The sequence below is a fragment of the Myxococcota bacterium genome (assembly GCA_040387835.1).
Lineage (GTDB): Bacteria > Myxococcota > UBA727 > UBA727 > JABDBI01 > JAZKCZ01.
In genome coordinates this window covers 325,753-340,583 of sequence record JAZKCZ010000002.1, presented here as the reverse complement: position 1 = coordinate 340,583, position 14,831 = coordinate 325,753, and the positions used below count along the sequence as shown (strand labels likewise).

The following is a 14,831-nucleotide window of genomic DNA, read 5'->3' as shown; positions in this document are numbered from 1 at the left end:
TTGAGGCCTCGAAGATAAGTTAACCATGCTGAAAAATATTCTTAGCCTGGTTATGGCATTCTCGTTGGGCTCACAAGCGGGGGAATTTCGCTTACTGTTTGAAGCCTCTGAACATACATTGGTTGGAGATGAGGTGTCGCTGCCGGACGGCCTTGAAAAGCTGTCTTTGCCTAATGGCCTAAAGCTCAGCTTTGGAGAGATTGTCTCCATGGGTGATTTTTACGGCATTGTCGGCTCACCTATTTCTGAAGGCGCGAATCAAAAAGAAAAAGAAGGCCGCTTTCTATCGGCATTTAATTTGTTTGCGAGTTCCGGGCATGCAGTGGGCGAAGTGAAGCAGATTGTGCACGCGCTGCACGAGAATCTAGATAAGTTGCTGCCTCAAATAGAAGCGGGCTTTCCGGTTGCGGAAGTGTTTGATAAGGGCGGCAAAGAAAGGGTGAAAAATTGGAACTGCTTAACCGGGGGTGGTTGCGGGGTGTTGTGGTGGACCATGCCTGGCAGATTTTTGCAGCTGGCTGAAAAAAATTATGATCATTTCGGTCATGACTCAGTAACGACCTATCAAATAGGCCATCGTTTAGCTGTGAATCACGCTGTTCAAGCTGGTAAAACCAGTGACCAGGCTGGGCTCGAACTTGCCCTCGCCATGGAAGCTTTCGCTTGCCACTTTTTGAGCGATCGCTTTGCTTCGGGCCACATTCGCGTACCCCGCATTGAGTTGGCCAACGAGGTGTATCCATCGACCGTAGGTTCGTTGTTAGCTGGTTTTATGCATAATGAAGATGGCGCCGATGGCCTTCATGTGCACAATGAACGAGGCGATAAATGGGTCGCTTTTGGTGACGGGCGACATCTTGAGCCGGCTAATCGAATGAACAAACGCATCATGGAAGAGGCACTGCAAACCTCGGTGAACGAAATTAATATGGCTTATCGCGCACAGGAAGTGGTGAGTTCAGCTAAAGCGCTGCGCCTGATTCCGCATGCAGATGACCAGGGCCTGGCTGGGCGTGTAGACATTGCGCCTTTGTTTTATTGGAACGAAAAGACCGCGCAGATGATGCGGCGCGTAAATTTGGCAGATACCAGAGATTATCGCTGGACCGCGGATTGGACTGGGGTGACGACTTTGGCTGAGCTGCAGCTTCTTAAAGGCCGTTGGTAAGAAACTTCGTCGCTTGAGTGCGAGCGGCTTCATCGACGCGCTCGTTTTCAGGATGACCAGCATGACCTTTAACCCAGTGCCACGTAATGTCGTGATCTTTGGCGGCTTCAACGAGCTTTTGCCAGAATTCTTGGTTTTCCACCGGCTTTTTGGCCGCTGTTTTCCAATTGTTTTTAAGCCAGTTGTGCACCCAGAGCTTCATGCCTTTGATGACATATTGACTGTCAGAGTAGAGCTCTACTTGGCAGGGGCGCTTTAGGGCTTTGAGGCCTTCAGTGGCAGCTTGTAGTTCCATTTGGTTGTTGGTCGAATGCGTAAGGCCGCCGGAGACGAGCTTTTCTTTGTTGCCCATGACCAAAAGTGCAGCCCAGCCCCCGGGGCCAGGATTTTTCAGACAGGAGCCGTCTGCGTAAATTTGTACTTTAGGCAGCAAGTTTATCCAGAATGTATGTGATTAAAGAAAAGTAATCCATTGCTTCAGGAATCGCACCCACGTCAATAGGAACTTGAACAATCTTAACGCCAGTGCGCTTGGCGATGTATTCAGGCGCCGTCTTGTCGTAATAAAGTTCCATCAAAATGGTCTTAACGCCGGCATCTTTAATCAGCGCCATGATTTCATCTCGGTGTTTAGGAGTCGGCGGGATGCCTGGCTTTACTTCGATTTGTTCCAAGACATCAAAGCCAAATCGCCTCGCAAAATAGCTCCAGCTGCGATGGTAGGTCACCAGCTTTTTCTGAGCGATGCTTTTGGCTTTTTTCTCCCAAATAACCAAAGCTTTGTCGATTTTGCTTTCGAAGATTTTGAGATTGGCTTCGTAGAAAGCTTTGTTCGGTAAATCGACCGCGACTAAGCCATTGCAGATATTCTTGGCCATCTTTTTGACCAGGACTGGATCTAGCCAGATGTGAGGGTTTCCGTAAGGATGTACATCGCCGTATTCACGGGAGAGAATAGCTGGCGTTTCCAAAGTTGAAACCCCGGCTGAGGCAAACACGCGGCCCGGCTTTCCTCTTTGAACATTTGGGTTGCCAGCGCTGTCGACAATTTTTTGGCCCCAAAGTTCTAAATCGAGACCCACTTCGATGAACATTTTCGCTTCACGCAATTTCTTCATGAAGGTCGGCTTAGGTTGCACAAAGTGAGCATCCTGGCCTGGATCCGCTAAGCTCTGCACAGACACTTTGTCGCCACCGATTTCTTCGGTGATGTTTTTCAAAACGGGCAGGGTGGTTACGATTTTGATGGGTGCTGCCCAAAGATTAAGTGACAGGCCCAAAAGAATAAAAGACTTTAAGTAAATCATCGGTTCACCCAGTATGGCTCGACAGGATGGGAGCCTAGAACAAAGTTTAGCTCAAACAAAAACTGATTTTGGTTTTTGCCAATATCATATTCGTAACCAGCTCGCAGACGCAGAAATTCGGTGGTGTAGTAGGTTAGATAAACGCCAGCAGCTTGAAGTAACTCGTTTTTGACGCCCTGCGCGTAACTGTAACGAACGCTAGGATAGAACCACTGGTTAAGTTGATATTGACTCCAGACAAAAAAACCTAGAGGCCAGCGATTGTTTAAGCCTTTAAAGCCATTGGCCACAAACAGCTCTCCGCCCAATAAAAAAGATTTCTTATCGCCTAAATGATAAGGTCGCCACTTATAGTTAATATCTGTGCCGTAAAGTTGTATGGGATTGGGGTTCGCTGGATTGTGTTCCACGTAAGCCGAAAGCCCGACTTCCAGGTCGTGCTCTGCCGCCAAATCCCAAAACCAGGACAGGTGACCAAGCCCCGCAGGGTATTTAGGGTTGGGAACGTTGATAAATGCCAAACCGCCGCCGTTTATCAGATTGAGATTCAAGCGAAGCGAGTTGTTTTCACCTGGGGTTGGAATGAAAAACTCGCCAGAAAAACCAACACGCGAGAAGGCATGGTCGTCTAAGAAAGCTTTAATCACCAAGGGCTGATTAATCTGTGGCAGGTCATGTAAATGGATCTGATTAAAGCGTCCAAAAGGTTGCAAATAGCGGCCGGCCTTAAGCGTTAAGCCCCAAGGTGCGTCGTCCAAAATCGGAAGCTTTTTGAGAACGGCATAGCCTTCCTCAACGTCAACATGGAAATGGCCATCGTGCCCTTCGACTGCGATAATGATAACGCCATCTGCCCAAGGATCGATGCTGCCGCGCACGTCTAGTTCTACTTCTCGCAGCTGGAAAATGCTGCCACAATTTTGCCCGGCGCAAGTTAGCATGTTGCCAAATGCCGTGATGCCAGGATTAAAGAGGTTGGGACGCTGCTGAGGCGAATTGATTTTATCTTCTAATTGCTCAACGCGATCGATTAGTGGGTCTGTTGATTGCCCAAAAGCAGAAAGGGACACAAGTCCCAGTAGTAATATAGCTTTAACCATAAGAGAGGGTGGTTATAGCCTTTTTTGATGTTTTGGGAAGCGGGACTGGCAGTTTAAACTGCCTCAGTGCTTCTGTCCGACAATCTAATGGCCAACGCACCATCAGGCGCATTGTATGTTTCTACAAACCCTTCAGCCAAAAGCTTATCCAGCACGCGCCTACGTACATCTGGCGTTGTATCCAAATGTGTTGAGCGCCAACGTGTCAGAAAATACCCCAGGCCAACATAGCCACCACTGAACTTGCTTTGCGCTTGTTCCAGCTCAGCTAAAAACGCATCCATGCCTTCATCACCCGTGATTTCTGCAATAGGCGTCATTGGCTCGTCCAAATGCAGATCTTCGCCGTAAATATCTTCGTCGGTCACTTCTCTTTCAAAGGATGAAATGCCGTTCAGCATATCAATATGATCGAAAGCAACTTGCCGAATGCGTTTGCTGACGCCTGTGCCGCCCCAGCTGGCGATATAAGCTTGTTTGCCAAGGGCGCGCACGGCCTCTAACGCCGGCGCATAGTCGGCATCGCCAGATAGCAGCACCAGCACGTCATACGAATCTGTGGCAGCCAGCTTAATCATGTGGGCAACCATGGTTGTATCCACTTCTTTTTCAACCAGGTAGCGATTTTCAGTGCTGCATTCTGCGCAGCTTAACGAGCCAGATTTGCGTTTAAAAGTATTAACGAAAAATCCAGGCTGGGTTTCCAGCATCTCTAAAAAGCCTGAAAGCTTATGTTGGGTGTCGCTTTGAGCGGAACCAACTTCATCGATGGCGGTGTAGTAGTACGCGCCCCACAGTGAGGTGCCCTTGGCTTTGGTCACCAGCCATTCAGAGAGTTTCGCAAAGTCGATGCGTCGACCTCGGGCCGCTTCGCGCCAGCCAGAGTAAAAATTCTTTCCATCAAAAAAGAGTGCTACTCTCATATCGACTCACTTTCTCTCAATATAGGCGGATGCCCGTAATTCTGTCACATAACGCTTATAGGCGTTTTCGATTTCTTGTTCGTAGCGCTGCTTATCAACTTTCTCAAGAGGGATTTCGACTCTTTTCGTGACCTTAAAAACACGAAATCCTTGAGGTGACTCGAGTGGCCTCGATGTTTCGCCTTCTTTCAAAGAAAATACCACTTTCGCAATATCGGGAAGTAAATCATCTTTAGATACAGTCCCAATGCTTTTGAAATCAATTTTTTTAGCTCGAATGGCAGCTTCGGCATCTTTTTTGCTGGCGAAGATTGCTTGTTCGGCTTCTACCTGAAAGCTAGTTTGAGTGGTGGGCGTAATACGGCTTTTTATTTTATTTTGGATAATTCTTGATTTAATTATCTGTTGGCGCATTTGGGCACGATAGCTGGCTATTGTCATGCCTTGAGATTTGAGTGCTTCCTCAAAAGCGAGTGGCGTGAGTCTATTTTGTTTGCGAACATTTTCGCTCGCTTGAGACAGCTCTGATTCAGAAGGCAGGAGGCCGAGTTTTTTAGCTTCCTGCTCGATCAGCTCGGCATCGATTAAATCGTCGAGTGTTTGATTTTTCTTCAAATCGCTTTGCAGAATGGGCTCGCCTTTAACAATTGCCACCACTCGGTCAATGACTTCAGCGTGCAAACAGCTTAAGAGGGTAATTGAGAATAAAGCAAAACGGCAAAACATGAGAGCCCTGGCTACGCTAGTTTTGAAGGAAGGGGAAGTAGGGTGGATCGATTCTTTAATAAAATCAGCGCCAAAAATCTGGAGCTTTATCCCGCGCAAGAAGAAGCCATATTAGAGATTATGGCGGGCAATCATGTCATTTTAAATACGCCCACAGGCTCCGGGAAATCCATGGTCGCACTGGCCATGCACATGAAAGCCTTAGAAGAAGGCAAGCGTTCTTTCTACACCTGCCCGATCAAAGCCCTGGTGAGCGAAAAGTTTTTTTCCTTATGTGAAGAATTAGGCGCCGAAAATGTCGGCATGATGACCGGCGATGCTTCCGTTAACCAAGATGCACCCATTATATGTTGCACAGCTGAGATCTTATCAAATCTCGCCCTACGCATGAGCGCCGATGCAGATGTTGACTATGTCATCATGGATGAGTTTCATTATTACTCGGACAAGGAACGAGGTATTGCTTGGCAAATCCCCTTGCTGACCATGTCTAAATCGACTTTTTTGCTGATGTCCGCAACTTTAGGCGATACCAGCTTTGTCAAAAGCGTTTTGGAAGATCTGACCGGCAAAACCGCAGCCGTCGTCTCTAGCAATGACCGCCCGGTGCCACTGGACTACACCTATTCTGAATCGCCCATGCACGAAACTTTGGCTGGTCTCGTTTCATCGGGGAAATACCCGGTTTATGTTGTGAATTTCACGCAACGTGAATGCGGCGAGCAAGCGCAAAACGCCATGAGCGTGAACATCTCCACCAAAGAAGAGAAAAAGAAAATCGAAACCTATTTCGAAGGCTTTCGCTTTGATACGCCCTTCGGCAAAGAAATTCGTCGATTTCTATCGCACGGTATCGGCCTCCACCATGCTGGCCTCTTGCCTAAATATCGCCTGTTGGTTGAAAAGCTCGCTCAAACGGGCCTGTTAAAAATCATCATGGGCACTGACACTTTGGGTGTGGGTGTCAACATCCCCATTCGAACGGTGCTATTTACCAAGCTCTGCAAATTCGACGGCGAAAAAGTTGGTATTCTAAGCGTCCGTGATTTCAAGCAGATTGCTGGCAGAGCAGGGCGCAAAGGTTTTGATGAGGCCGGCAGCGTGGTTTGCCAGGCACCCGAACATGTTATCGAAAACAAACGCCAAGAAAGCCGCTTTGGGGCAGATCCCAAGCTCAAGAAAAAGATCGTCAAAAAGCCAGCGCCCACCATGAACTACATCCACTGGGACGACAAAACTTTTAAGCGCCTGATCGACCAACCCCCAGAGCCATTGGTCTCACAGTTTAGAGTCACCCACGGCATGATTATGATTCTGTTGCAGGCGCACACCGGCAACGCGAACCCCGGCTATAAAGAACTCGTCCGTCTAATCGACAAAAATCATGAGACACCCAAAGCCAAGTCCAAGCAACGCAAAACAGCCGCTCAGCTTCTGAAATCCCTAGTCCACGCTGGCCTGGTTTCCAAAGTCCGCAACAGAACCTCCGGCCTGAGACTCATGGTCAACGAAACGCTTCAAAAAGATTTCTCACTGCACCACACGCTCGCACTGTATCTGGTTCACGCACTCAGCCTGCTTGAGCCCGAAGATCCTGAGTATGCCCTGAACGTCTTAAGCTTGGTAGAATCCATCGTTGAAAGCCCCAAAGTAATCTTGATGCGGCAAGTCGATAAACTTAAAAACCTGAAAATGGCCGAGATGCGCGCCGAAGGTTTAGAATACGAAGAGCGCATGGCTGAGCTGGAAAAAGTCGAGCATCCAAAACCCCTGCGTGAGTTTATCTACGACACCTTCAATGCCTTTGAAGATAAGCATCCCTGGGTGGGCGATGCGAATATTGCGCCCAAATCCATCGCCCGAGAGATGCTGGAGAGCTTTTGTTCCTTCAACGAGTATATTAAAGACTACGGCCTAGAACGCAGCGAAGGTATCTTGCTGCGCTATCTATCACTAACATACAAAACCCTAACCCAAAGCGTCCCGGAGCAATATCAGACCGAGCCAGTCTTAGAGCTACGCGCTGCCCTTAAAACTCTCATCACCCAAACAGACTCCAGCTTGCTCGCTGAATGGACCGAACTTCTCAATCCAAAACAAGCCGAAGTCATCAACATTCAAAGGCCGTTATGGATATTTGATGAAAAGGCCTTCACCAGCGAAATACGTGCGCTCATGCAGCGCCTGGTTAAAGCTTTGGCAGATAAAAACTACGAAGAAGCAAAACTAATCGCCGATTTCGATTATGAAGGCGCCCTAAAAGACTTCTACACCACCCATGAACGCATTGCGTGGACACCTGCCAGCAGGCTACCCATACACACACGTATTAAACGCGAAGAAGAATATCAGTTTAGAATTAATCAAACCCTATGCGATTCAAGCGATGACAACGATTGGTATATCGAAGCCACTGCTCAAGGAAGCACAGATTCTCTGCGACCTATGCTTACGATCGACAGATTAGGATCTTAGTATTGTGCTGCGCAGAGGATATTTGCCGCGGTGCTGCAAACTGTGGATGCGGCCTGAACTAAACCGAGATTCTTTGCTGCAGGTAAATTGATAATATTGGTGGCCTGGTTTGAATAAGATGGTGATGAAAAATAGTTGCAAGAAAAATCTGATGGTAACGCTGTTGATACGGTTGCTTTGGAGTCGTTGAAGCCAAACCACATGTAGGTATTCGTAGGAACGGCACCTTTATCGGAAGATCTAACCAGATTGCTTTTGGTACAATCGACCGGGTTGTAAGCGTTTGAAGCTTGACCTGATGGGACGTTAGCGAGGTTATTCCAGAAGATATTATTTCGAACTACAGCTTCTGCAGAATAGTTTCCGTTTTCAGGCAATAAAACGATGGCTTTCCAGGTTAGTTTGTTAAAGTTAGTGCCTAACTTAGCTGCTTGATTGCTGCATTCTTGATCAAGGCTCGCATAGGATGTGTTTGGGCTTACTGCATTAGTCCCGAATGGAGCCGCGCCAACAGCGTAACTTTGACCGCTATTGTCCGCCATGAAATAGAGTGGGTTGCCTTGGCAAAGTTGGGCTTCGCATATCCCACTGGACACATTGCAGAAAGGGGTGGCTATGGCGGTGCAGTCGGCATTGCTTTTACAAGGTGGTGTTTCGTTTGAGGAACTGCAAGACATGACGGCTAACAGAAGTAGGGCTGGTATGATTTTAAACATCTTTGTTTATCTCCTTTAGGAAGAGTAACAAAATCTATGAGTGGCGATCAACCAAAGGTAGCTGAAATAGATAGGAGGCTTTCTTCGTTGGCCCTTTCAAATGATAGGAAAAACTCTTAGCTGCCTAATGATCGTGATTTTACTATTTGCTGCGCCCACATGGGCCCAGCGCAGGCAGGAAAATTCGCCAGCTGGCGTGCTGATTTTGGCAGCTGGCTGTATGGTCGGGAGTATTTATGCCTTTTCCCAGAAGGCTGAGGTAACCGGGTTCCTTTTAATGTTTGCGAGCCCGGTAGTTGCTGTCGGGGGAATGTTGGCGATATCCTATCAGACCTTGAAAAGGGACTTTCACTAGGCTTTAGCCCTCTAGGCTACCGCCCCTGATATCGAAACCAATCATCATAACCACATCGTTTGGCTGTTGCAGTTTTGGAAAGCTGACCGAGCCAACGATGTCCACAAATGGCGTGACAGCAAATAAAGCGCTTAGCTCCAAAGGCGTCTTATTAAATAGATGGTCATGCTCGCCTGTTGTTCGCAGATTCGCGACGCTCGTTCCCAGCTTTAGATAAAGTTGAGAAGTCGCCTGCCAGTTAAGTCTTACAGGAAGGTTGAAACTTGCGTGAAAGCCCTTTGACCAATCCAAAGCGACCAAATCATCATAAAAAAGTAGCATGCCTAAATGCCCGCGAATCAGTGGCACTGAAGTTGTCAGAGCAAAAGAAGCACTTTGGGTAACCGCACTTTCAAAATAGAACGGCATTGAAGCATTCAACATGCCGGAGGCGTAAGGGCTGGTGAATAGGAAGTAGCCCAGGTTGATGTTCATTTTCATATCGGGCTTCATATCTTCCTGAGTGGCCATGCCGCCCCAAGATAAGCCGATTTGAAAATCGTCGGTAATGCCATAGTCGGTTTTTAAAACGCCGACCTGCGCGTTGTTGAATTTGACACCAGATTCAAATGAATTCTGAGGCAACGTAAAGGGTCTGTCCAGCATTTGCGTTGGATAAGAACCAGCGCATAGACCGAGTGAGATTGATGCTAAAAATGCCGTATTAACGATGTATTTCATATCTTTACCTTTTTATCCTAAAATCGATTTTTTTACGTATTCGTAAGTGCTGAGCGTCGTCCTTATGCTTAGCCAAATTAGTCCGCCCACTTTGGCGTCGCTTTTAATTTTGCTCGCGATCGTGTCTGTGGATGGCCTGGCCATATTCATCACGACAAAGATTCCGTTGGTAGCCAATTGAGCAAGCCCAATCGTCGTTTCTAAACCAATGTACTCTGCCAAGGGCCAGGCGCCTCTCACATGGGAGCTACCTTCATAAGCGCCTGCGTCTAGACAGCCGAGCACAGGTGTTACTGGCGAAAGCTCGCCCTTAATGAAACTTCGCCCCGAATATTTGGCGGCGCCACCGAGACAACCAATTGCCGCCCCCAGGTAAGGGTTTCGGTCAGTGTTTCGATTGTCAAAATATTCATTACCGGTTACTCGAACAGTGTAACCAAGGACCGCTGCACTTGTTTGTAGCGCTAATTCTGTAGGATCTTTGATACCCAATCCAAGATAGACCACCAAATCTGAAAAAAGTGCGACTTCAAGCGCTTCGGTTAAGCCTTTGCTAAGACAGGTTGGAGCGCTGGGCTTGCTCAAGCTATATCGGCGACTTTCAACCAGATCCACGCCGCATGGAGAATTGATGGCCGCTTCAAATTCAGCTTTAGAAATTCGACGTGCATTGTTAAGACCAAATGCAGAGAAGCCTAAAGTTAAGCATAAAAACCAAGTTTTTTTCATATCGAATTCCTACTCCTGAAACTAAAAAACCCAGGCTGTTTGGCCCGGGTTTATTTAACAAAACTTTTCTTTGTCGTTAAATGCAACCCAGCCAAAAGCGCCCAAGCTTAATCGCCATAAGGAGGCGGGTGTTGGACATTTTTTGGTTTAGGGACAACATATGTGTACAGTTTAAAGCAAGCTGTCGCCGAGTCAATAGGGCATGCCTAAAAACAAATAGTCTTTAAATTGTCATCACTTAGAGGCAATGGTGCCCCGTGCTGAGTTAGGATTACAGCTTTCCCTTCAGCCATCAAGCCCATTAACAGCTGGGCTAAAATCTGGAGCCCGCTCGCATCTAAACCCGCATCTGGCTCATCTAAAATGTAAACGTCTGCCAGTTTATTGATAAGACAGCGCGCAATATGAACACGTTTCCTCTCGCCACCAGACAAAGTTTTAAGGCGCTTAGTAAGTAAGTGGCCTATCTGCAAGCGATCCGCGATTTCATGAAGATGCTTGTTGCCTTCAAGATGGCCTGCCAGGCCATGTGAGATTCGATCCAGCGCTAGTGTGTCGCCAAGAGCGGTATCTGACTGTCCGATGCTTGAAATGCGTCTGGCGCGTTCCACCCGATCAAAGCCAGCGACAGACTGACTGCCCAAGTAGATGAAACCTTGCGAAGGCGTTCTAATTCCGGCCAGGTAATTAAGCAAAGTAGATTTGCCCACGCCATTAGGGCCCTTTATTATAGTAGTGGTCCCTGGCTCAAAGCTAAGGTTCAGATTTTCGAATAGTAACCGCCTGTTAATATGAACGGATAGATTTTCGGTGCGTAGCATAGGCAAGTATTCCAAAGACCGGCGTTCCCACCAGTGCAGTCAGCACCCCGGTCGGAATACCGACATTCATCGAGGTCGATTCAAAGAGAAGAAGGAGTACACCGCCTGAGAGTGCTGAAATTGGAATCAGCTTTTGTTGGTTGTTGCCTATCAGCATCCGAGCGATCTGCGGCACCAGAAGTCCCACAAAGCCAATAAAACCGCAAAAAGCGACGATCACCCCAACGATCAATGAGATGGCGAAATGTATCCTGCGTTTCTCCCAGGCCGGGTTGACCCCAAGCCTCATCGCCTCGTCATCTCCCAAAGACAGGAGTTCGATCACTCGGGACTTTCGAACCAACATGAAGGTACCTGATAAAATACCCGCGCCCGTAAGCCAAAAAGTGAACAACGGCACCTTGGGGATGCTGCCCAAGAGCCAAAAGAGCAAAGACTGGGTTTTGTCTGCCGGCAGCAGAATCTTGACCAGACTAATTAAAGCGCTTGCAAAGGCATTAACCAAAAGCCCAGCCAGCAACATAGACTCGCTGCTGGTGATGGACGCAAATGCGATACAGACCACCAGTGATCCCGCCACAGCAAACAAAGCGACATACAATGGGTTATCGAACCCAAACAAAATCATCGCCAGGCTGCCAAATAAAGCCGCGCTCCCTGAGACACCGATGACATAGGGATCGGCCAAGGGGTTTGCGAACAGGGCTTGCAAGGCACAGCCGGAGCTCGCAAGTCCAAGTCCAACCCAAAATGCTAGACAAAGCTGGGGCCATCGAAATAGAACGAGCGTTATAGTCATTGCAATGGCGATGAAGAAAATTGGTTTGTTGACGGTCGTGATTTTGCTTATCATGGCTTCAAGAGAAAACTGCGAGGAACAAATGGGTGAAAATCAAGTTTATACCATCGAAAATAGCCGGCTCGAACTCGCTGAACAAGAGATGGCGGGGCACTTTTTTGTGAGAGGCCATTTTGAGAATGAGCGCTTTGTGGCGAGCGGACATATTTTAGGCGAGGCGGATTTTGCAACCGATGGAACGCCAGGATGGTTTGAGTTGAGTGCGCAGAAGTTTTACTCACAGCAGACGGCTCAGGCACCGGTGTCTCCGTATGTGATTGGGTTTATGACGAAAGAGAAGGGGTTTGTGCCTTCGAAAAGAGACATTTACTAAGCCCTGGATCCCGGCCTTGAGCCGGGATCCAGCCTTACAATAGCGTTTCGATTTGCTTCAACGCCTCATCCAGCTTCTCCGGCTTAGTCCCGCCCGCCTGAGCGAAATCAGGCCTACCACCGCCTTTGCCCCCAACAATCTCAGCAAGCGCCGCAACCAATTTCCCTGCATGGTATTTGCCCACCAGGTCCTTGGTAATCGCCACCAAAATATTGCACTTGTCAGGCGCCGTCTGCAGCCCCAGTACAACTATGCCTGAGCCTAAATGATCCCTTAAACCATCCGCATAGTTTTGCAGCATCTTCGGATCCAAATTTTCAAGCTTTTTGGCAATAACTCTCACGCCTTGGATGGTTATAGCTTCAGAGACCAACAGGGAGGCTTTATGCGAAGATTCTTTGTGATGCAGTTGTTCAAGTTGTTTACGCGTATCCTTTAACTCGGCTTGCAAGGTTTGTAGCCTGTCGCTCAAACCTTGCGGCGCGACGCCTAAAGTTTTGGACGCTTGTGCCAATAGCGCATGCTCATTTTGAGCGTATTCGAGCGCTGCTTTACCAGCGACAGCTTCGATGCGCCTGATCCCTGCAGCCAGCGGCCCTTCGCTGATGATTCTGAACGAGCCGATATCACCACTGCGAGACACATGGGTGCCGCCGCAGAGTTCGATAGACTGAGGCCCGATATCCAAGACACGTACTTTGTTACCGTACTTCTCGCCAAACAGGGCCATAGCGCCTTTCTTTTTAGCGTCATCGAGAGACATTTCTTCCGCGTGGACTGGGTTATTGTCTAATATCCAAGCGTTCACTTGGTTTTCGAGGGCCGTGACTTGCTCTGGTGTGATGGCTTCGAAATGCGAAAAGTCAAAGCGTAGACGGTCCGGTGCTACCAAGGAGCCTTTTTGAGTTAAATGATCGCCAAATTGGGCGCGTAAGGCTGCATGAAGCAGGTGAGTGACGGAGTGGTGACGCCTTATGTTGGCGCGCCGATCCCAATCGATGATGGCTTCAAGTTTGTCGCCAATTTTAAAATCTGTCGCTTGTGCGCCGATTTGATGCACATGCAGGCCAGCGATTTTTTTCGTGTCTCCGACTTTGATTGGCTTGCCTTGATGTAGCAAAATACCGGTGTCGCCGACTTGACCGCCGGACTCCGCGTAAAACGGCGTTTCTTTGAAAATAAGTTCGCCGTCTAAAATGGCTGCTACTTCAACGGTCATCTTTTCGGTGTCGCTAAACCGGGTCGCCCCTAGTTTTTCTGCCAAGGTTTTATAGACATCTGCCACGCCGGAGAGTCCAAGCCCGCCTGCGGAGGCTTGCTCGTGCGCCTTTTGCGCTTTGTCAAAATCGGCCCAGTCGATTTTTAAATGCTTTTCCTCGGCCAAGACGGCGGTTAAATCCGCTGGAAAGCCATAGGTTTCGTAAAGTTTAAATATCACGGCGCCGTCTAGATTATCGCCTGCTTCCAAGTTGCTGACGGCTTGCTCAAATAGGTCGAGGCCGCGCGTCAGCGTTCTTCTAAAACCTTCTTCTTCTTGCAGGACGACTTTTTGAATCAAGGCAGACGCTCTGGCTAGCTCAGGGTAAACGCCTTCGAACTGCTTAACCACCTGCTGACAAATGGTGTGAAAGAATGGTTTATCGAATCCAAGTCTAGCGCCATGTCTAATTGCTCTGCGCATGATTCTTCTTAAGACATAGCCTCTGCCTTCGTTGCCTGGCAAAATGCCGTCTGCGATTAAAAACGCCGTTGCCCGTGAGTGATCAGCGATAACCCGCATGGAAACATCATCTTCGGTGTCCAGACCTCGATATGGCTTACCAGATAGTGAAGCACACTTATCGACCAGGCCTTTGAGTAGGTCGGTTTCATAATTACTTTGCAGGCTGTTCATAACCATGCAGACGCGTTCCAGGCCCATGCCGGTATCAACGCTCGGTGCGGGTAGGGGCACCAGCGTGCCATCTGCTTTACGCTCGTATTGCATGAAGACGAGGTTCCAGATTTCCATGATCCGATCGCCTTCGTCTTCGCCGGTGCCGCGGTCATAGTGAATTTCGGTGCAAGGGCCGCAAGGGCCAGTATCGCCCATGGCCCAAAAGTTGTCTTCAGCGCCTTTTCGGCTGATGCGTTCTGGGGATACGCCGATGCTTTTCCAGATTTCTTCTGCTTCGGTATCGGGTGGGAGCGAGCCTTCGCCGCCGAAGACGGTAATGGATAGCTTTGAGGTATCGATCTTCAGAACTTGGGTCAGGAATTCCCAGGCGTAGGCGCAGGCATCTTGTTTGAAGTAATCGCCAAAAGAAAAATTGCCTAGCATCTCAAAGAAAGTATGGTGCCTGGCTGTGCGTCCGACGTTTTCTAAATCGTTATGTTTGCCGCCGGCTCTGACGCATTTTTGACTGCTGGTGGCGCGCTTGTAAGATCTGGTTTCTTTGCCCGTGAACAGATCTTTGAATTGAACCATGCCAGCGGTAACGAAGAGCAGCGTTGGGTCATCGTGAGGAATTAACGGGCTACTTGGGACCACTTCGTGGTTTTTGCTCTTAAAAAAGTCCAAGAATTTTTGACGAATTTCTGCGCTCTGCATAAAAAGCGGCATAGCAGGATGAAACGCGA

At 48.4% G+C, this 14,831-nt stretch carries 14 protein-coding genes; 3 read left to right on the top strand and 11 right to left on the bottom strand.

Translation table 11 applies throughout. From position 1 onward, the window contains the following. The first annotated feature begins 25 nt into the window (after positions 1-25). Positions 26-1,168, top strand: a complete 1,143-nt coding sequence (locus V4534_04340) for a phospholipase (GenBank protein ID MES2504089.1) — start codon at positions 26-28, stop codon at positions 1,166-1,168. On the opposite strand, the gene rnhA is transcribed toward V4534_04340, so the two are convergent. Genes rnhA through V4534_04315 form a run of 5 tightly spaced genes read right to left on the bottom strand, consistent with a single transcriptional unit; the run spans position 1,152 to position 5,224 of the window. Next, positions 1,152-1,607 (bottom strand): ribonuclease HI, encoded by a 456-nt coding sequence (gene rnhA, locus V4534_04335; GenBank protein MES2504088.1) that lies wholly within the window; start codon positions 1,605-1,607, stop codon positions 1,152-1,154. The two genes, V4534_04340 and rnhA, sit on opposite strands and share 17 nt — an antisense overlap. Then, a complete protein-coding gene (locus V4534_04330) occupies positions 1,591-2,475 on the bottom strand; it encodes a metal ABC transporter substrate-binding protein (protein MES2504087.1) in 885 nt (294 codons plus the stop codon). The genes rnhA and V4534_04330 overlap by 17 nt, the downstream gene beginning before the upstream one ends. Next, positions 2,472-3,575 carry a hypothetical protein gene (locus V4534_04325; protein ID MES2504086.1) on the bottom strand — a complete coding sequence of 368 codons (1,104 nt, stop codon included), beginning with the start codon at positions 3,573-3,575 and terminating at the stop codon, positions 2,472-2,474. The genes V4534_04330 and V4534_04325 overlap by 4 nt, the downstream gene beginning before the upstream one ends. 53 nt (positions 3,576-3,628) lie before the next feature. Beyond that, positions 3,629-4,498, bottom strand: coding sequence for an NYN domain-containing protein (locus tag V4534_04320; protein MES2504085.1), 870 nt, complete (start codon positions 4,496-4,498; stop codon positions 3,629-3,631). 6 nt (positions 4,499-4,504) lie between these two features. After that, complete coding sequence (locus V4534_04315; protein ID MES2504084.1) at positions 4,505-5,224, bottom strand: SurA N-terminal domain-containing protein; 720 nt, start codon at positions 5,222-5,224, stop codon at positions 4,505-4,507. A 42-nt stretch (positions 5,225-5,266) separates the two neighbouring features. Between V4534_04315 and V4534_04310 the strand changes: the two genes are divergently transcribed. Further along, entirely contained in the window at positions 5,267-7,699 is a 2,433-nt protein-coding gene (locus V4534_04310) for a DUF3516 domain-containing protein (protein MES2504083.1), read from the top strand. Here V4534_04310 and V4534_04305 read toward each other — a convergent pair. The 5 genes from V4534_04305 to V4534_04285 form a co-directional block, all read right to left on the bottom strand. Beyond that, positions 7,696-8,415 carry a hypothetical protein gene (locus V4534_04305; protein ID MES2504082.1) on the bottom strand — a complete coding sequence of 240 codons (720 nt, stop codon included), beginning with the start codon at positions 8,413-8,415 and terminating at the stop codon, positions 7,696-7,698. The two genes, V4534_04310 and V4534_04305, sit on opposite strands and share 4 nt — an antisense overlap. Before the next feature lie 358 nt (positions 8,416-8,773). Further along, positions 8,774-9,490, bottom strand: coding sequence for a hypothetical protein (locus V4534_04300; protein MES2504081.1), 717 nt, complete (start codon positions 9,488-9,490; stop codon positions 8,774-8,776). Between the two features lie 12 nt (positions 9,491-9,502). Continuing rightward, positions 9,503-10,219, bottom strand: coding sequence for a hypothetical protein (locus V4534_04295; protein ID MES2504080.1), 717 nt, complete (start codon positions 10,217-10,219; stop codon positions 9,503-9,505). Between the two features lie 206 nt (positions 10,220-10,425). Further along, the gene (locus V4534_04290) at positions 10,426-11,040 is read right to left on the bottom strand and encodes an ABC transporter ATP-binding protein (protein MES2504079.1); all 615 of its coding nucleotides are present in this window, start codon (positions 11,038-11,040) and stop codon (positions 10,426-10,428) included. After that, positions 11,006-11,839, bottom strand: coding sequence for an iron ABC transporter permease (locus tag V4534_04285; GenBank protein ID MES2504078.1), 834 nt, complete (start codon positions 11,837-11,839; stop codon positions 11,006-11,008). Before V4534_04285 ends, V4534_04290 begins: the two co-directional genes overlap by 35 nt. A 10-nt stretch (positions 11,840-11,849) precedes the next feature. On the opposite strand from V4534_04285, the gene V4534_04280 reads away from it, so the two are divergent. After that, a complete protein-coding gene (locus V4534_04280) occupies positions 11,850-12,212 on the top strand; it encodes a hypothetical protein (protein ID MES2504077.1) in 363 nt (120 codons plus the stop codon). A 34-nt stretch (positions 12,213-12,246) separates the two neighbouring features. Here V4534_04280 and alaS read toward each other — a convergent pair whose 3' ends face one another. Next, positions 12,247-14,814, bottom strand: coding sequence for an alanine--tRNA ligase (gene alaS / locus V4534_04275; protein ID MES2504076.1), 2,568 nt, complete (start codon positions 14,812-14,814; stop codon positions 12,247-12,249). Between the last annotated feature and the right edge of the window lie 17 nt (positions 14,815-14,831).

What these genes read in the sequence shown, in the direction of transcription:
- V4534_04340 (MES2504089.1), top strand. Translation starts at nt 26, where the DNA reads ATGCTGAAAAATATTCTTAGCCTGGTTATGGCATTCTCGTTGGGCTCA.
- V4534_04330 (MES2504087.1), bottom strand. Translation starts at nt 2,475, where the DNA reads ATGATTTACTTAAAGTCTTTTATTCTTTTGGGCCTGTCACTTAATCTT.
- V4534_04325 (MES2504086.1), bottom strand. Translation starts at nt 3,575, where the DNA reads ATGGTTAAAGCTATATTACTACTGGGACTTGTGTCCCTTTCTGCTTTT.
- V4534_04320 (MES2504085.1), bottom strand. Translation starts at nt 4,498, where the DNA reads ATGAGAGTAGCACTCTTTTTTGATGGAAAGAATTTTTACTCTGGCTGG.
- V4534_04315 (MES2504084.1), bottom strand. Translation starts at nt 5,224, where the DNA reads ATGTTTTGCCGTTTTGCTTTATTCTCAATTACCCTCTTAAGCTGTTTG.
- V4534_04305 (MES2504082.1), bottom strand. Translation starts at nt 8,415, where the DNA reads ATGTTTAAAATCATACCAGCCCTACTTCTGTTAGCCGTCATGTCTTGC.
- V4534_04300 (MES2504081.1), bottom strand. Translation starts at nt 9,490, where the DNA reads ATGAAATACATCGTTAATACGGCATTTTTAGCATCAATCTCACTCGGT.
- V4534_04295 (MES2504080.1), bottom strand. Translation starts at nt 10,219, where the DNA reads ATGAAAAAAACTTGGTTTTTATGCTTAACTTTAGGCTTCTCTGCATTT.
- V4534_04290 (MES2504079.1), bottom strand. Translation starts at nt 11,040, where the DNA reads ATGCTACGCACCGAAAATCTATCCGTTCATATTAACAGGCGGTTACTA.
- V4534_04285 (MES2504078.1), bottom strand. Translation starts at nt 11,839, where the DNA reads ATGACTATAACGCTCGTTCTATTTCGATGGCCCCAGCTTTGTCTAGCA.
- V4534_04280 (MES2504077.1), top strand. Translation starts at nt 11,850, where the DNA reads ATGAAGAAAATTGGTTTGTTGACGGTCGTGATTTTGCTTATCATGGCT.
- alaS (MES2504076.1), bottom strand. Translation starts at nt 14,814, where the DNA reads ATGCCGCTTTTTATGCAGAGCGCAGAAATTCGTCAAAAATTCTTGGAC.